This is a genomic window from Enterobacter chengduensis, assembly GCF_001984825.2.
GTDB classification, from domain to species: domain Bacteria; phylum Pseudomonadota; class Gammaproteobacteria; order Enterobacterales; family Enterobacteriaceae; genus Enterobacter; species Enterobacter chengduensis.
Genome location: NZ_CP043318.1, coordinates 320,379 through 337,708, shown reverse-complemented (window position 1 = coordinate 337,708; position 17,330 = coordinate 320,379). Strand labels below are relative to the sequence as shown.

The window sequence follows — 17,330 nt, the reverse complement described above, 5'->3', positions numbered from 1 at the left end:
CGATGAATTCTGTAGCGGCAGCCATAGTGACAGATTCGATAAGTAAATCCTATTCTGTTCTAAGCCATGCTGCCGGGAAAGTTACAAGTATGTGACGAACCCCTCAATACCTTAGTAACGGAAGCGGTTATTGCGCTGATAAGTCGGCAGTTTTGGCGATTTAATCGCCCGTATCGCCCACACCACCGCAATGGCCAGCAGCAGCCATGGCAGCAGCTTAATGGTCAGGGCAAACAGCCCGCCGATAAACATCACCACCGTCGCCACGACAAGCGCAGCCAGAATGCCGAGCAGCGAAACGCCTGTCGCTAACAGCATGACAAAAAAGCCAATCACAAAAAGTAGTTCCAGCATGGCGATCTCCCACGAGTTCCCGAGTAATACAGTTTGTATTACAAGAATCATGCCAAACTTAACCCATTGTTATGAAAGCAAAACGCCCTGCAACAACAGGCAGGGCGTGGTGAATTTGACGAACTTTTAGCGAAAGTTATCGCTTATCTGCGACCAGTCGCAGCGCATGCTCCAGAACCTCAATATCGGCACCGGCTTTATGCGCATTTTCACTGAGGTAACGACGCCACTGCCGCGCGCCCGGAATGCCCTGGAACAGGCCCAGCATATGGCGGGTAATGTGGCCGAGATACGTGCCGTTGTTCAGCTCGCGCTCAATGTAAGGGTACATGGCGCGCACGACGGCAACCGGATCGGTGTCTGCGCCTTCAACGCCAAAGATTTCGCGATCGACCATCGCCAGAATGCCCGGGTTCTGATACGCCTCGCGTCCGACCATCACGCCATCCATATGTGCCAGATGCGCTTTGGCCTCTTCCAGCGACTTAATGCCGCCGTTGATCGACATCGTCAGGTGCGGGAAGTCACGCTTTAGCTGATACACGCGCGGATAGTCCAGCGGTGGGATCTCACGGTTCTCTTTCGGACTGAGGCCGGAGAGCCAGGCTTTACGGGCGTGGATGATAAACATCTCGCATTCGCCTTTGCCGGACACCGTGTTGATGAAATCGCACAGGAACTCGTAGCTGTCCTGGTCGTCAATGCCGATACGGGTTTTGACCGTCACCGGAATGGAAACAACATCGCGCATCGCCTTGATACAGTCCGCCACCAGCTGCGCGTTGCCCATCAGGCATGCGCCAAACATGCCGTTTTGCACGCGGTCGGACGGGCAGCCAACGTTGAGGTTAATCTCGTCATAGCCGCGCGCTTCCGCCAGCTTCGCACACTGCGCCAGCGCGGCCGGATCGCTGCCGCCCAGCTGCAGGGCTACCGGATGCTCCTCTTCGCTATAGGCCAGATAGTCGCCCTTCCCGTGGATGATTGCGCCCGTAGTCACCATTTCGGTGTAGAGCAGCGTATGGCGGGAGAGCTGGCGCAGGAAATAGCGGCAGTGTCTGTCCGTCCAGTCGAGCATCGGCGCAATGGAGAAACGGTGTGCAGGGAAAGCGGTCTGTGATTCTGACGACATGGCGAAGTTTTAAGCATCCGGTGGAAAAGGGGCGCTACTATAGCACAAAGAAAAGCCGGAGGCGCAGCGCCTCCGGTAGACTTTAGAACGTCATGCTCAGCTGAGCCCCGGCGCCCCAGGTTTCGTCTTCACCGTACAGGCCCATCAGGTCAACATGCACGGTATTAAACGGCGCGAAGCCAACACCGCCGGTAAAGACGTTGCTGTCGTTCCCCTTCACGTCCGCGCGATAGCCTGCACGCACCGCCAGCCAGCTCAGCGGCGTTACCTCGGCACCGACGCCAACATACTGCGACGTATCTTCGCTCTTGAAGCCTTTGGTTTCCGTCAGATCGCCATCGGCGGTCAGCGTGACGAGATCGTTGTGCCAGGCGGCACCGGCGGTCACCACAGGACTGATTTGATAAGTATCGCGCACGCCATCCACTTTCTTCGTATCAATATCACGGGAGAAGAGATTTTTTCCGGTTAAACCGACAGTCCAGCTCTCGCCAAAGTCAGCAGCAAGACCGGCATCGACGTTAAAGCCCGTATCATCATTGCGATAGCGGCTACTATTGATATCCCCGCTGTCGAAGTTGTAGATGGAAACCGTATAGTTATAGAGCCAGGTTTTTTGCAGCTTAGGCGTGATACCGACCGAGACCGGTACGCCGCTAATGTCGAACTGACGCGCCACCGCCACACCATAGTCCGAAACGATCGCCGCGCGACCAAAGCCTTTTGACTTCAAATCATTCGGATTTGCCGCTAACGCGGTGGCTGGAACGGCCTCAATACCGCGTAATGTGTCAATATCGCCCTGATCGATGTAAGAACTCACGCGGGCACGCGCATTCGCTTTTGCGACGAATGCTACGGATAACACGTCATTAGGAATGCTGACAGCGATCCCTGCGCCCGCTTTACCGCTGGCGGTTTTTCCTTTCAGCGAAGCTAGTTGATTAGCAAGATCGCCCGCCGCTGCGGAGACCTGCCTGGAGGCCTGGCTTGCGGGATTTAAGAGATCGAAAAGATTGATACTTTCCAGCGTGCTGCGATATTTGCTGACATCGTCGCTGATATCATCAATCTTATCGCGCAGATTGTCCTTATCCGAAATCTGAGCGCCAATTGATGGCAGAATAACCGTGACATCATCATCGGGCTTTGCCTTTGCCAGCAGTGCCGGGTTTATCAATACTGCACTGCCATAGCTTCCTGCCGCAACGCCCGTCCCCCCCATCGCATCACTGCGCGCTTCTGTCCAGGTATTGGCTGCTCCCGCCTGATTTGCCATAAACAAGGAAACAGCGATGCTAACCACCGAAAATTTAAAATTTTTTTTCACAGTATGCCCGTTATAGTCTGTTATGAAATAACCCCTGTCTGTTATCACCCAAACAGGAACGAACTATTGCTGTGAATAAGGAGTAAAAGACCCGCTATTTCTGTCCCTAAGTAAAACTCCCTTACGGCCTGTTATATTTTGTGACGGCCCTCAATATTTATAGAAGAGGAAATTATTTTTTCCCAGGTTTTCCATCATGCGGTCCAAAAAACTGGGGTGGGTGGTCTACCCAGCGATCCTCGCGGGTGGCGGCATAGACCGGGTTAAGCGGATAGTAGATGCGATTGTGCTTCTTGCTGGCCTCGCCAACGACCAGCAACCGCACCTCGTCGTCCGTGTTATTGATAAAGGTGTGGCAGACGCCCGTTCCGGCAGGAAATCCCACGCTATCGCCCGGTTCAAGTTTCCATAAATAGCCATTAATCCACGCTTCCGGATAACCTTCGAGCACATAAACGAACTCTTCTTCATCGCTTTCCGCGTGCGGGTAGGACGTTCTGCGCCCGGGCGGTAGCCGCTCATGATGAATGCCGATGCGCCCGAGCCCGAGCTTGCGAGCCAGCGGTGCGCCGATAGAAAACCGCTCATCGCTATCTGGATAGGTCGAATCATCCGCGCCTTCCACGTCGCGCCAGTGCCGAATACAGTCAGGTCTTTTCATTATGAATCTCCCGGTTTGCGATGGGTCAGGTATAGCACAGACTGGCGGATCTCGGTGTTTTTACCAGAACATGGTAAAGTGGGGGTTTTCCGTCCTATTACATCCGGGGTGCTACATGGATAAGTCCACAAAAGAGCTGTTAGCGCAGGCCGAAAAGCTGTGCGCGCAACGCAATGTGCGCCTGACTCCGCAGCGCCTTGAAGTGTTACGCCTGATGAGTCTGCAACAGGGTGCAATCAGCGCCTATGACCTGTTAGATCTGCTCCGTGAAAGCGAGCCGCAGGCGAAACCACCCACGGTGTATCGCGCGCTGGATTTCCTGCTGGAACAGGGTTTTGTCCACAAAGTCGAGTCCACAAACAGCTACGTGCTGTGTCATCTTTTCGATCAGCCCACTCACACATCCGCTATGTTTATCTGCGACCGTTGTGGCGTGGTGAAAGAAGAAGCTGCGGAAGGCGTGGAAGACATTATGCATACGCTGGCGGCAAGAATGGGCTTTGCCCTGCGGCATAATGTGATTGAAGCACACGGGTTGTGTTCAGCGTGTGTTGAGGTGGAAGCCTGTCGGCACCAGGATGCGTGCCAACATGACCACTCTATACTGGTGAAGAAAAAGCCGCGTTAACGGCAAAAGAAAAGGCGGCTTAGAGCCGCCCTGTGGGTTATTTCGCGTTACCAGCGGTAGTCGTTACGGGTTTCCCAGTCTTTGACTTCGTTTTCCGCCTGATCTTTCGCATAGCCGTAACGTTCCTGAATTTTACCGACAAGCTGATCGCGTTTACCTTCAATGACGGTCATATCGTCATCGGTCAGCTTACCCCACTTTTCTTTCGCTTTACCTTTGAACTGCTTCCAGTTGCCGCCGATTTCGTCTTTATTCATCATCGTGTCCTCTTAGTTAAGCGTCGGGTCGTAACGTCCGTTACGTTCTTTTCTGCTGGACGTGATATTTATTGTAGTTAAGGATTCGGCGGTTAATTTCATATTCGGAATCTTTAACCGTCACGATATATCGTGGCGGGAGGAGAACCAGGTATTGTTTTGCCAGTGGCGATGCCAGATAAAGGCCAGCGACAGGCCTCGCAGAGAGAGAAACACCGCAAGCGCCAGCCATAAACCGTGATTGCCCAGCCAGGGGAGCGTCAGCAGCGTCAGGCCAAACCCTGCCGCCGCAACGGCCATGCAGTTACGCATCTCCGCCCCGCGCGTTGCGCCAATAAACATGCCGTCCAGCAGATAACACCAGACGCCGACCACCGGTAAAATGACTTGCCAGATGAGATAGTGGCTCGCCAGCTCGCGCAGCGCAGGGAGAGACGTAAGCGACGCGACAATCTGCTCGCCAAAGCAGGCGTAAACCAGGCCGAATGCCAGCGCCACCAGCCCAGACTGCCGGCAGGCTGCCCGCCAGACGTCCCGAAGCTGCCCGCTTTCCCGCGCGCCGTACGCCTGCCCGGAATGCGCTTCTACCGCATAGGCAAAGCCGTCCAGCGCGTAGGCGGTAAAGGTCAAGAGCGTCATCAGTACCGCGTTGACCGCGACGATTTCTGGCCCTAGCCGGGCCCCAAAGACGGTTAGCGCACCGAAACAGAGCTGAAGCAGCAGCGAACGCAGCATGATGTCCCGGTTAAGCGCCAGCAGCTTACGGATATTGCCACGCCATGCGGTTTTGAGCAGCGCCAGGGAGATCCCGCGCATCGCCAGCACCCGCCAGACCATCCACAGGCCAATAATAAAGGTTCCGTATTCGGCGATTGCCGTCGCCAGCGCCGCGCCCTGCACGTTCATGTGCAGGCCCATCACCAGCCAGACATCCAGCACAATGTTGAGCAGATTGCCCACCACCAGCAAAATCACCGGGGCGCGGGCGTACTGTACGCCCAGCAGCCACCCCAGCAGAACCAGGTTGGCCAGCGAGGCGGGGGCGCTGAGCCAGCGGATTTCGAGGAAACGTCGCGCCTGCGTCAGCACCGCCTCGCTGCCGCCAACAACCTGGAGCGCCAGGTCGATGAGGGGCGCACGCAATAAAACGATTAACGTCCCCGCGCCAAGCGCAAGGATCAGCGGCTGGACCAGCGCGCGCGCCAGACGCAGCGGGTCTTTCGCACCATACGCCTGCGCCGTGAGTCCGGTGGTGCTCATGCGCAAAAAGAGCAGCAGCATAAACAGGAAGCTGGTTGCCGTCGCGCCAATCGCCACGCCGCCAAGATAAACTGGTGAATCCAGATGGCCGATAACGGCAGTATCAACCAGCCCAAGCAGAGGCACGGTAATATTGGAGAAAATCATCGGCAGTGCAAGACGCCACAATGCCTTATCGGATGCCGTCAGCAGTGACATGAAAAATACCGGAAGTGGGGAATGAAGCAGGCTACAGCGGCGCCATAGCCTGTCAGGAAGAGGTTACAGCCATTCACCGTTGCGAATGACCCCAACCGCCAGTCCTTCGATAGAGAAGTTCTGTTCGCGGAGGTCGACCAAAATGGGTGAGAACTCGCTGTTTTCAGGCAGCAACTGTACGCTGTTACCCTGTTTTTTCAGACGCTTAACGGTCACTTCGTCATCGATACGCGCCACAACCACCTGGCCGTTTCGCACATCCTGAGTTTTATGCACTGCAAGCAGATCGCCATCGAGGATACCGATGTCTTTCATCGACATGCCGCTGACGCGCAGCAGAAAATCAGCGCTCGGTTTGAACATGCCAGGATCGACCTGATAGTGGCCTTCAATATGCTGCTGAGCCAGTAAAGGCTCACCGGCAGCAACACGGCCTATCAGCGGAATGCCGGTCTCTTCTTCCACCAGCAGGCGGATACCGCGTGACGCGCCCGAGACAATCTCAATCACGCCCTTACGCGCCAGCGCTTTCAGGTGTTCTTCGGCAGCATTTGGAGAACGGAAACCCAGACGCTGCGCGATTTCCGCACGCGTGGGTGGCATACCCGTCTGGCCGATATGATCCCGAATGAGATCAAACACCTCTTGCTGCCTGGTCGTTAACGCTTTCATTCCGCCCCCTGGGTGTATATACAGTTATGCTGTGAGTATATACAGTCAAAGGTGATTTTGGAATCAAAAACTGCACAAAAAACCAGGGACTTAATTATTCCTCGAGGCTCATCGGAAATGTGACCAAAGCAGCGTGACCCAGGTAATGGCAGCAGTGATAATCGCCAGCAGCACAGCGGCAGAACCCATATCCTTCGCGCGGCCGGAAAGTTCGTGGAAGTCAGAGCCGATACGGTCGACCACGGCCTCAATAGCGCTATTGAGAATTTCCACTATCATCACCAGAAGTACGGAACCGATGAGAAGCACGCGGGTAACGGCATCTACATCAAGGAAACAGGCGATGATCACCGCGATGATAGCGGCGACGCCCTCCTGGCGAAAGGCGGCTTCGTTGATCCACGCGGCACGGAAACCTTTCCATGAATAGCCGGCGGCTTTAATGATACGCGTTAACCCAGTGGTATTATTGGCCATTAAAAGAACCTTTTAAGAAAAAAAGCGTCAGTAACAGGAACTGTAGCGCGTTTCGCCACAGCCTGAAGTATGACGGGTAACAACAGAAATTTTGCGCGCTTTCTGTTATCCTTGCGCCGCAATTGCATTATTAACCAGAGGCTTTACATCGTTTATGTCCGGCTGGCCACGAATTTACTACAAATTACTTAATTTACCATTAAGCATCCTGGTAAAAAGCAAGTCTATCCCAGCAGAACCCGCGCTGGAATTGGGACTCGATACGTCGCGTCCTATTATGTACGTTTTGCCTTACAACTCGAAGGCAGACTTACTGACGCTTCGCGCCCAGTGTCTGGCGCATGATTTACCTGACCCGCTTGAACCGCTGGAAGTCGACGGCACGCTGCTGCCGCGCTACGTGTTCATTCACGGTGGACCGCGCGTGTTTACCTATTACACGCCGAAAGAAGAGTCCATCAAGCTGTTCCATGACTATCTCGACCTGCACCGCAGCAACCCCGATCTGGACGTGCAGATGGTGCCGGTATCGGTGATGTTTGGTCGTCGTCCGGGCCGTGAAAAAGGTGAAGAGAATCCGCCGCTGCGCATGCTTAACGGCATCCAGAAGTTCTTCGCGGTCTCCTGGCTGGGGCGCGACAGCTTTGTGCGCTTCTCCCCTTCGGTTTCGCTACGTCGCATGGCGGACGAGCACGGGACCGACAAAATCATCGCGCAAAAACTGGCGCGCGTAGCGCGTATGCACTTCGCCCGTCAGCGCCTGGCGGCAGTAGGACCACGCCTCCCGGCGCGTCAGGATCTGTTCAACAAGCTGTTGGCCTCCAAAGCGATTGCCCGCGCCGTTGAAGACGAAGCGCGCAGCAAGAAAATTTCGCATGAGAAAGCCCAGCAGAACGCCATTGCGCTGATGGAAGAGATTGCCGCGAACTTCTCTTACGAGATGATTCGCCTGTCCGATCGTATTCTCGGCTTTACGTGGAACCGCCTCTACCAGGGCATCAACGTTCATAACGCCGAGCGCGTGCGTCAGCTGGCGCATGATGGCCATGAGATTGTCTATGTCCCCTGCCACCGCAGCCACATGGACTACCTGCTTCTCTCATACGTGCTCTATCACCAGGGGCTTGTACCGCCGCACATCGCAGCCGGTATCAACCTGAACTTCTGGCCAGCGGGCCCGATCTTCCGCCGCCTGGGCGCGTTCTTTATCCGTCGTACCTTCAAGGGCAACAAGCTCTACTCCACCGTGTTCCGCGAGTATCTGGGCGAGCTGTTTAGCCGCGGCTATTCCGTTGAGTACTTTGTTGAGGGCGGTCGCTCGCGCACCGGACGTCTGCTCGATCCGAAGACCGGCACGCTGTCGATGACCATCCAGGCGATGCTGCGCGGCGGAACCCGTCCGATCACGCTGGTGCCTATTTACATCGGCTATGAGCACGTAATGGAAGTGGGCACCTACGCCAAAGAGCTACGCGGGGCGACCAAAGAGAAAGAGAGCCTGCCGCAGATGCTGCGCGGCCTGAGCAAGCTGCGTAACCTGGGTCAGGGCTACGTAAACTTCGGCGAACCGATGCCGCTTATGACGTACCTGAACCATCACGTTCCGGAGTGGCGCGAGTCCATCGATCCTATCGAAGCGATTCGCCCTGCCTGGCTGACACCAACGGTCAACGGCATTGCGTCCGAACTGATGGTGCGCATTAACAACGCGGGTGCGGCTAACGCCATGAACCTGTGCTGTACGGCGCTGCTGGCTTCGCGTCAGCGCTCGCTGACCCGCGAACAGCTTACAGAGCAGCTGGATTGCTACCTAGACATGATGCGCAACGTGCCGTATTCCGTTGACTCAACCGTGCCTTCTGCGACCGCCAGCGAGCTTATCGATCACGCGCTGCAGATGAACAAGTTTGAAGTCGAAAAGGACACCATCGGCGACATCATCATTCTGCCGCGCGAGCAGGCAGTGTTGATGACCTACTACCGCAACAACATCACCCACATGCTGATGCTGCCGTCGCTCATGGCGGCTATCATCACCCAGCATCGCCGTATTTCACGTCAGGAGCTATTGCGTCACGTTGAGACGCTTTACCCGATGCTGAAAGCGGAGCTGTTCCTGCGCTGGAGTAAAGACGAGCTGGCGGGCGAGCTGGACAAACTGACGGAAGAGCTTCGTCGTCAGGGGCTGATCACCGTTACGAATGACGAGCTGCACATTAATCCGTCTCGCTCCCGAACCCTGCAGCTGCTGGCAGCAGGTGCGCGCGAAACGCTGCAGCGCTACGCCATCACGTTCTGGCTGCTGAGTGCGAACCCGTCTATTAACCGCGGTACGCTGGAGAAAGAGAGCCGGACGCTGGCCCAGCGCCTGTCCGTTCTGCACGGCATTAACGCCCCTGAATTCTTCGACAAAGCGGTCTTCAGTTCCCTGGTGCTGACGCTGCGTGATGAAGGCTTCATCAGCGATACGGGCGATGCCGAGCCGGAAGAGACGCTGAAGGTTTACCAGATGCTGGCAGAGCTGATTACCTCAGACGTGCGCTTGACGATTGAGAGCGCGACGCAGGGCGAGTGATGTAAAAAAGCCGGGTGGTGGCTTCACCTGACCCGGCCTGACATTCCGCATAATATAAAGGCCCGGTAAGCGTTAACGCTACCGGGCCTTATTTTTGAGCCTTCTTAAATCACCGCATTCAGCTCAGCAGCGTGAAAGCAATCATCCCGACAATCGCACCCGTCGTGCCGAGGATGGTTTCCATCAGCGTCCAGGTCTTCAGGGTTTGCGCTTCGGTGGCGCCGGTAAATTTACCGAACAGCCAGAAGCCCGCGTCGTTTACGTGAGAGACCACAATCGAACCGCCCGCGATACAGATAGAGAGCGCGGCCATCTGGGCACCGGAGTAGTTCAGCTGTTCAATCACCGGCATCACCAGACCCACGGCGGTTAAACACGCCACGGTGGCGGAACCCTGGATGATACGCACCGCCGCCGCCAGCACGAAGCAGGTGACCGCAATCGGCAGGCCCATTCCGGTCAGCGCTTCGCCCAAAGCCGGACCCACGCCGGAATCCACCAGCACCTGCTTGAACACGCCACCGGCACCGATCACCAGCAGGATAATCCCCGCAGGCTGCAGCGCGGCACCGCAGATCTCCATCACGCGGTCTTTCGGCATCCCCTGACGCATCGCCAGGCCGTAAATCGCCACCAGACACGCCACCAGGATCGCCGTGAACGGGTGACCGATGAACTCAAACCATTCGTACGCGGTAGAGCCTACCGGCACAAAGCGTGCAGCGATGGTTTTCAGGCCCACCAGCACCAGCGGGAGCAGGATCAGCGACAGGCTGAAGCCAAAGGACGGCATTTTGCCTTCGCCAAGGTGCGGCTCGGTGATGTCGTCCGGAATGTGCAGCTCAACGTAGCGGCTGATGAAGTTGCCCCACAGCGGACCGGCGATAATCATCCCCGGAATTGCGGCGCACAGGCCAATCAGGATCATCCAGCCAAAGTCGGCGTGCATCTGGGATGCCAGCAGCATCGGCGCAGGCCCCGGCAGCAGGAACGCTGCGGCCGCCGCCACGCCCGCAAACAGCGGAATGACCAGCTTCACGAGGTTAGTGCCGGTATGGCGCGCCATGGAGAACGCGACGCTGATGAGCAGCACAACGGCCACTTCGAAGAACAGCGGCAGGGCGCAAATCAGGCCCGCCAGGCCAATCGCATAGTGCGCGCGGCTGTGGCCAAAGGATTTCAGCATCTTGACGGCAATCTGGTCGACCGCGCCCGTCTCGTGCAAAATCTTGCCAAACATCGCGCCGAGCGCGACCACAATCGCCAGGAAGCCCAGCGTGCCGCCCATCCCTTTTTCCATCGTCGCGGCGATCTTGTCGAGCGGCATACCGGAAAAGAGACCTGCACCAATAGACACCACCATCAAAGCAACAAAGGCGTGCATACGCGCCTTCATTACTAAAAACAGCAGCAGCAAAACCGAACCCACTGCTGTCAAAACTAACGTTAATGTACTCAAAACTTACTGCCTTTTATTGATGACCTCGATGGTGCTGGCAACAACACCCTCCAGTGACTGATCGATATCAACCACTAAAACGTCTTTCTCGTCTTCACCCGGCTCCTGCAGCGCGTCGAACTGCGTCACCAGCATCTGGGTTTTGAAGAAGTGCCCTTTACGCGCCTTCAGGCGGCTTTCAATGACCTCGAAGTCCCCTTTCAGGTAGATGAAAGAGAGGTTCGGGTTGCCGTCGCGCAGCAGGTCGCGGTAGGTTTTTTTCAGCGCGGAGCAGACGATCAGCGAAACTTTGTTGGTGCGCTGCATAGCAAACGCGGCGTCGTTCAGCGCCTGCAACCACGGTTTGCGGTCGTCGTCGTTCAGCGGCTCGCCGGAGGCCATTTTCATGATGTTGCTGCGCGGGTGGAGGAAGTCGCCATCAAGAAACGCAGCCTGGAGTTGATGCGCCACTTCGCTGGCTACGGCTGATTTCCCGCTACCGGAAACGCCCATCAGGACGTAGACGTGGTGATCGTGATTAGTCGTGCTCAAAGGGTGTCCCTCAGTCAATTGTTACGGGTAACAGTTATCGGTAACATTGTCCTGCCGGGGCAAAAGAGAAGCAATATCCAAACGTGCGCGAAGTGAATAAGTGTGAGCTACTTCAAATTTGTCAGTTCAAATAGATCCACCCGGTGACAAGGTGAAACCTAAATCTAACATTTTTGGCGTCACCGTCTCGCCACGAATGCGCGCCAGCAGGCGTTCTGCGCCAATGCGGCCCATACGTTCACGCGGGGTCAGGACGCTCGCCAGACGCGGCTCCATCACCTGGCCAATGTCGTGGCCGTGGAAACCGGCGATCGCCATATCATCAGGGATCTTGAGCCCCAGACGCTGGCATTCAAACGCCGCGCCGACCGCAAGGTCATCGTTGGTACAGAAAATACCGTCCAGTTGCGGATACTCGCGTCGCGCCTGACGCATCAGCTCAATACCCGACGTGTAGGAAGAGGACTGCTCCACCATCACGCTGTACGGGGTTAAGCTCGCGTCGAGCATCGCCTGCTCGTATCCCTTCTGTTTGATGATAGTACGTTCATCAAGACGCGCACCCAGGTAGGCGATATGACGATGCCCGCGGGCGATGATGGCCGCCGTCATCTGGCGCGCCGCTTCGAAGTTATCAAAGCCGACGGCGATGTCGAGGCACGGCGACTGGCTGTCCATCAGCTCCACCACCGGGATACCGGCCACTTCAATCATTTTGAGCGTGCGGGCAGTGTGGGTTCGTTCGGTTAGAATCAGGCCGTCAATGTTCCAGGAAAGCATCGATTCAAGACGTTCCTCTTCCAGTTCCGGCTTGTACCCGTAGTGGGCGAGCATGGTCTGGTAGCCAAACGCATCGGTGACGCTTTCGATTCCGCGTAATACTTCGGCGAAAACCTGGTTGGTCAAGGAAGGGAGCAGAACGCCCACCGCGCGGCTGGTCGCATTGGAGAGAATATCGGGTGCGCGGTTGGGGATATAACCCAGTTCATCAAGGGCTGCGGCAATCTTGCCACGCAACGCCACGGAAACCTGTTCCGGGTTACGTAAAAACCGGCTGACCGTCATTTTGGTCACACCGACGCGATCGGCGACATCCTGAAGTACGGGGCGTTTCTTTTTCATCGTCCTGAGAAATCTTGAAGAGAGAGATTTGCTCAGTTTATCACGGACAAAGCTCAACCTTCCCCGTTTAAAGGGAAGGTTGAGAAATTATTTAGACCGGCGGCAGGTCAAACAGCAGAATTTCGCTTTCGCTGTCCGCATGCACGGAGAGCGCCTGCTCATCCCAGATGGCCAGGCCATCGGCGGTGGTTGCCTTGGTGCCGTTGATGGACACTTCGCCTTTCACCACCTGGATCCAGACGCGGCGGTTAGCGGCAATCTGATGCACGGACTGTTCATCTTTCGCCAGCGCCCAGCGGTATAGCTCCATGTCCTGATGCACTTTCAGGGAACCTTCACGCGCATCCGGGGACAGCACCAGCTGTTTGCCCTGTTTGGCGTCAAAGCGGCGCTGCTCGTAGCGCGGGGTGATGCCGGTCTCTTCTGGAATGATCCAGATTTGATACAGGTGCAGTTTTTCCGTTTTGCTCGGGTTGTACTCGGAATGACGCACCCCGGTACCCGCGCTCATGATCTGGAACTCGCCCGCCGGAACCTGCTCTTTGTTGCCCATGCTGTCCTGGTGCTCAACCGCCCCTTCCAGCACATAGGTCAGGATTTCCATGTCTTTGTGCGGGTGGGTACCGAAGCCCTGTCCTGCATCGATCACGTCGTCGTTAATCACGCGCAGTGCGGAGAAGCCCATGAAGTTCGGGTCGTAGTAGTCGGCAAACGAGAATGAATGCCATGAGTCCAGCCAGCCATGATTCGCGTGACCACGTTCGTTTGCTTTGCGTAAGTAGATCATTGTTTTCACCCTCAGTTCGTTTCGATGGAGTAAGTGTGGACGCAAACGGTCTGGGATGATAGAGGGTGAAAATTGACTCCTCTGTTCAAAAATTATGAACAAGCGCAGAGGAGCCGTTTTTGCTTATTTCGCGAGGGTTACCGTGGCAGGAGAAGCCTGTTCGAAGGCCCGCTCAAGGATTTCCAGGTTGGTCAGAACGTCAGATTCCTTGACGTAATTCGACGCGCCGGATGTGAGGGTTTCATACAGCGCATCGTACACGCGGCCATAGTCGCCGGTTTCCGGTTGCAGCTCTTCCCTGACCGTTACGCCCTCGTCGTTCACATACTCCAGCACGCCCACGGAATCGTCCGCGGCAAAGCCCGGCTCACCGGGCATGATATTGGCCTTCAGGCTGGTCTCCTGCTGGTCAATACCGTACTTGATGAACGAGCCTCGGGTGCCGTGAACGATAAATTTCGGGTAGTCGATCTTCACCAGGTGGCTGGTCTTGACGATGGCCTTCAGGTCACCGTAGAACAGCTGCGCTTCAAAGGTGTCGTCCGGGTTGGCTTTATTGCGCAGGCTGCGGATGTCATACGCCACGTGGTCCGGTCGGCCAAAGAGGGAGATGATCTGGTCCATGGTGTGAACGCCCAGGCCGTAAAACGAGCCGTCCTGCGGCAGGCCGGGCTGGGTCTCCGCCACCGGGCGGTAGTAATCGAAGTGGCTTTCAATTTCCACGATGTCGCCGAGCCTGCCGCTTTCAATCGCTTTTTTCGCCGTCAGGAAGCAGCTGTCAAAGCGACGGTTCTGATACGGCGTAACGGTCAGGCCTTTGCTTTTCGCCAGCGCGAACAGCGCTTTTGCTTCGGCGATGGTCGGGGTAAAGGGCTTTTCCACCAGCACGTTTTTACCCGCTTCCAGCGCGCGTTTCGCATACTCAAAATGGCTGTCGGCATGGGTACAGACAACCACCAGCGCGACCTGCGGGTCGTTAAGCACCTCATCGAGATCGCTGGTGAAGTGGATGTGGGAATACTGCGGGGATTGCTCTTCCGGCTTCGCGCGGCGGCGGTAGATATGGGCCACGTGCCAGCTGTCTTTACGGTTGAAAACATACGGCAGGTGGTAGCGGGTCGTACTTTTACCAAATCCAATAAATGCGCAATGTAACGTCATGGCTCAGTCCTTTTGGAAGGTTACTGACTGCAACCATAGCGCAAGTTTTGCCCTCACCCCAGCCCTCTCCCACGGGGAGAGGGAGAAAAAAGACAAAAAAAAGCCAGCTATAAGCTGGCTAAAGTAATACTGGAAGCAATGTGAGCAATGTCGTGCTTTCAGGTTCCCGTAGCGGTCTTCCTGAATGCAAAGCAATAATAATCATTCTCATTCGCACTTGTCCAATACTTTTTGCAAAAATTAGCAGTTGACGCACATTTTAAAGTCATTGATGTTGGAAGGGACTTTTAACTGACTGAGGATAAAGGAATGAGTGAGATAGTGATACGCCATATCGAAGCCAGCGATGCAGAAGCGTTACGTGACATCATGTCGCATCCTGGGGTTTATCACGACACGCTACAAATTCCTCATCCCTCTATGGCCATGTGGCATGAACGCGTCGCGGTGAAACCGGGAAGACGGCATCTGGTTGCGTGTCTGGACGAGCGCGTGGTGGGGCATATGGCGCTGGACATCATGGAAAACCCGCGCCGCAGCCACGTAGCCACCTTTGGCATCAGCGTGGCGGCAGATATGCAGGGGCGCGGCGTCGGAAGCAGGCTGATGACTGAGATGATCAACCTGTGCGACAACTGGCTGCGCGTTGAACGCATCGAGCTCACGGTTTTTGCGGATAACGCGGCCGCCGTTGCGCTGTATCAGCGTTTCGGTTTTGAAATCGAAGGCACCGGCAGGAAATTTGCCCTGCGCAACGGCGAGTATGTGGACGCGTATTATATGGCGCGGATGAAGTGACACACTCCCCTCACCCCGGCCCTCTCCCCATAGGGGCGAGGGAGAAAAAACCGCACCGTGCAATCCCCTCTCCCCTATGGGGAGAGGGTTAGGGTGAGGGGAATAATCAATACCCCGCCGTCAAATCATCCACCGAACGCGGATCCGACGCGCCAAACAGCGCCCCGTCCGGCCCAACCATAATGCTCTGGGTGCTGCCCATCGCCTCTTTTACCGCCACCTTCTGCCCGCGCTGCTCCAGCAGTTTAATGGTGTCCGGGCTAAAGCCCTTCTCCACGCGCAGCTCGTCCGGCAGCCACTGGTGATGGAAGCGCGGCGCATTGGTGGCTTCGGCGACGTTCATCCCAAAGTCGATGCTGTTCACCACCATTTGCAGTACGGTGGTGATAATCCGGCTGCCGCCCGGGCTGCCGGTGACCAGCCAGGTCTTCCCGTCTTTCACGACAATAGTAGGCGACATGGACGACAGCGGTCGCTTCTTCGGCCCGACCGCATTCGCATCGCCGCCGACCAGACCGTAGACGTTCGGCACGCCAGGCTTGGCGGAGAAGTCATCCATCTCGTTGTTAAGCAGAATGCCGCTGTTGCCCGCCACAATCCCGGTCCCGAAGGTGGTGTTGAGCGTATAGGTCACCGCCACCGCGTTACCGTCTTTATCCACCACCGAGAAGTGGGTGGTCTGGTTGCTTTCATACGGCGCCAGCTTGCCGGGGCGGATCTCGCTGGACGGCTTCGCCTTGTTGATGTCGATCTGTTCGGCAATGGATTTGGCATACGCCTTGTTGGTCAGCGCCTGCCACGGCACCTTCACGAAGTCCGGATCGCCGAGGTATTCCGAGCGGTCGGCGTAGGCGCGTTTTTCCGCTTCCGCCATCACCTGCATGGCGTCCGCGCTGCCGAAGCCGAACTTATGCATATCGAAGTTTTCGAGAATATTCAGGATCTGCACGATGTGAATGCCCCCGGAGGACGGCGGCGGCATGGAGAAGACTTCGTAGCCGCGATAGGTGCCGCTAATCGGCTCGCGCTCCACCGCCTTGTAGTCCGCCAGATCCGCTTTGGTGATGAGCCCCCCGTTCTTCTGCATCTCTTGCGCAATCTGGTCGGCAATCGCTCCTTTGTAGAAGGCGTCCGGACCGTGCTCCGCAATCAGCTCCAGGCTTTTGGCGAGGTTCTTCTGCACCAGCTTATCGCCCTTCTTCAGCGGCTCGCCGTCTTTCCAGAAGATGGCCTTGCTGTTTTCGTGGTTCGGAATCACTTCGCTGCCGTAGGTCTTGAGATCGTCCGCCAGCGCGTCGTTGACCACAAAACCGTCTCGGGCCAATTTAATGGCAGGCTGCACCACTTTGTTCAGCGGCATCGTGCCGTATTTCTCCAGCGCCAGCGAGAAGCCCGCCACGGTGCCCGGGGTGCCGCTTGCGAGATGTGAAGTCAGGGATTTTTTGCTGTCAGGGTTACCCTGGTCGTCGAGGAACATATCGCGGGACGCCTGAGCAGGCGCCATCTCGCGGAAGTCGATGGCGGTGGTTTTGCCGTCTTTGGTGCGCAGCATCATAAAGCCGCCGCCGCCCAGGTTCCCCGCCTGCGGGTGCGTAACCGCCAGCGCATAGCCGACGGCGACCGCGGCATCCACCGCGTTACCGCCCTGCCTGAGAATTTCAACGCCCACTTGGGTTGCCAGCGCATCCACGGACGCTACCATGCCGTGGGTTGCCCGCACGGGATGAAAAACATCTTCCTCCACGCCGTAAGAGACCGGAGGTGCAGCGGGCGGGTTGGCCGCCACGCTAAATGTCCCGCCTGCCATCAGCGCGGCGAGGGCGACCCAGCGCAAAAACGTTGGTTTCATGATTATTGTTCTCCAGGTGAAGGGATCCATATTCCCCGCTTAAGCCTGGTTCACAACTCCTAAAAAATCATTGTCATGG

The 17,330-nt window shown here is 56.5% G+C and carries 17 protein-coding genes; 3 read left to right on the top strand and 14 right to left on the bottom strand.

Annotation, left to right across the window (positions count from 1 at the left end; all coding sequences use genetic code 11):
* Window positions 1-111: 111 nt before the first annotated feature.
* The 4 genes from pspG to FY206_RS01585 all read right to left on the bottom strand — a co-directional run bounded on the left by pspG (window position 112) and on the right by FY206_RS01585 (window position 3,477).
* A complete protein-coding gene (gene pspG, locus FY206_RS01600) occupies window positions 112-354 on the bottom strand; it encodes an envelope stress response protein PspG (RefSeq protein WP_014882144.1) in 243 nt (80 codons plus the stop codon).
* A 136-nt stretch (window positions 355-490) separates the two neighbouring features.
* On the bottom strand, window positions 491-1,486 hold the full coding sequence (gene dusA, locus FY206_RS01595; RefSeq protein WP_032644703.1) for a tRNA dihydrouridine(20/20a) synthase DusA: 996 nt from the start codon (window positions 1,484-1,486) through the stop codon (window positions 491-493).
* Window positions 1,487-1,568: 82 nt separating this feature from the next.
* Window positions 1,569-2,816 (bottom strand): conjugal transfer protein TraF, encoded by a 1,248-nt coding sequence (locus tag FY206_RS01590; protein WP_032644702.1) that lies wholly within the window; start codon window positions 2,814-2,816, stop codon window positions 1,569-1,571.
* Between the two features lie 172 nt (window positions 2,817-2,988).
* Entirely contained in the window at window positions 2,989-3,477 is a 489-nt protein-coding gene (locus tag FY206_RS01585; protein ID WP_032644701.1) for a cupin domain-containing protein, read from the bottom strand.
* A 115-nt stretch (window positions 3,478-3,592) separates the two neighbouring features.
* Here FY206_RS01585 and zur point away from each other — a divergent pair, with 115 nt between their 5' ends.
* The gene (gene zur, locus FY206_RS01580; RefSeq protein ID WP_032644700.1) at window positions 3,593-4,105 is read left to right on the top strand and encodes a zinc uptake transcriptional repressor Zur; all 513 of its coding nucleotides are present in this window, start codon (window positions 3,593-3,595) and stop codon (window positions 4,103-4,105) included.
* A gap of 47 nt (window positions 4,106-4,152) precedes the next feature.
* Here zur and FY206_RS01575 read toward each other — a convergent pair whose 3' ends face one another.
* The 4 genes from FY206_RS01575 to FY206_RS01560 form a co-directional block, all read right to left on the bottom strand.
* Entirely contained in the window at window positions 4,153-4,362 is a 210-nt protein-coding gene (locus FY206_RS01575; RefSeq protein WP_024906712.1) for a CsbD family protein, read from the bottom strand.
* 120 nt (window positions 4,363-4,482) lie between these two features.
* Complete coding sequence (gene dinF, locus FY206_RS01570) at window positions 4,483-5,820, bottom strand: MATE family efflux transporter DinF (protein ID WP_032644699.1); 1,338 nt, start codon at window positions 5,818-5,820, stop codon at window positions 4,483-4,485.
* A 63-nt stretch (window positions 5,821-5,883) separates the two neighbouring features.
* Window positions 5,884-6,492, bottom strand: coding sequence for a transcriptional repressor LexA (lexA, locus tag FY206_RS01565; protein WP_032644698.1), 609 nt, complete (start codon window positions 6,490-6,492; stop codon window positions 5,884-5,886).
* Window positions 6,493-6,600: 108 nt separating this feature from the next.
* Window positions 6,601-6,969 carry a diacylglycerol kinase gene (locus FY206_RS01560; RefSeq protein WP_032644697.1) on the bottom strand — a complete coding sequence of 123 codons (369 nt, stop codon included), beginning with the start codon at window positions 6,967-6,969 and terminating at the stop codon, window positions 6,601-6,603.
* 154 nt (window positions 6,970-7,123) lie between these two features.
* On the opposite strand from FY206_RS01560, the gene plsB reads away from it, so the two are divergent.
* Window positions 7,124-9,544: a glycerol-3-phosphate 1-O-acyltransferase PlsB gene (gene plsB, locus FY206_RS01555; protein ID WP_024906708.1), complete on the top strand. Its 2,421-nt coding sequence runs from the start codon at window positions 7,124-7,126 to the stop codon at window positions 9,542-9,544.
* Between the two features lie 118 nt (window positions 9,545-9,662).
* Here plsB and gntU read toward each other — a convergent pair whose 3' ends face one another.
* The 5 genes from gntU to FY206_RS01530 all read right to left on the bottom strand — a co-directional run bounded on the left by gntU (window position 9,663) and on the right by FY206_RS01530 (window position 14,604).
* The gene (gene gntU, locus FY206_RS01550) at window positions 9,663-11,003 is read right to left on the bottom strand and encodes a gluconate transporter (protein ID WP_014833577.1); all 1,341 of its coding nucleotides are present in this window, start codon (window positions 11,001-11,003) and stop codon (window positions 9,663-9,665) included.
* Between the two features lie 3 nt (window positions 11,004-11,006).
* Entirely contained in the window at window positions 11,007-11,534 is a 528-nt protein-coding gene (gene gntK / locus FY206_RS01545) for a gluconokinase (RefSeq protein WP_014882134.1), read from the bottom strand.
* A gap of 126 nt (window positions 11,535-11,660) precedes the next feature.
* A complete protein-coding gene (gene gntR, locus FY206_RS01540) occupies window positions 11,661-12,656 on the bottom strand; it encodes a gluconate operon transcriptional repressor GntR (RefSeq protein WP_032644696.1) in 996 nt (331 codons plus the stop codon).
* Window positions 12,657-12,747: 91 nt separating this feature from the next.
* Window positions 12,748-13,443, bottom strand: coding sequence for a pirin family protein (locus tag FY206_RS01535; RefSeq protein WP_000639796.1), 696 nt, complete (start codon window positions 13,441-13,443; stop codon window positions 12,748-12,750).
* Window positions 13,444-13,566: 123 nt separating this feature from the next.
* Complete coding sequence (locus FY206_RS01530) at window positions 13,567-14,604, bottom strand: oxidoreductase (protein WP_032644695.1); 1,038 nt, start codon at window positions 14,602-14,604, stop codon at window positions 13,567-13,569.
* A gap of 309 nt (window positions 14,605-14,913) precedes the next feature.
* On the opposite strand from FY206_RS01530, the gene yhhY reads away from it, so the two are divergent.
* Window positions 14,914-15,402, top strand: coding sequence for an N-acetyltransferase (gene yhhY, locus FY206_RS01525; RefSeq protein WP_032644694.1), 489 nt, complete (start codon window positions 14,914-14,916; stop codon window positions 15,400-15,402).
* 106 nt (window positions 15,403-15,508) lie between these two features.
* Here the strand turns inward: yhhY and ggt are convergent, their stop codons facing one another.
* The gene (gene ggt / locus FY206_RS01520; protein ID WP_080500346.1) at window positions 15,509-17,251 is read right to left on the bottom strand and encodes a gamma-glutamyltransferase; all 1,743 of its coding nucleotides are present in this window, start codon (window positions 17,249-17,251) and stop codon (window positions 15,509-15,511) included.
* Window positions 17,252-17,330 lie beyond the last annotated feature (79 nt).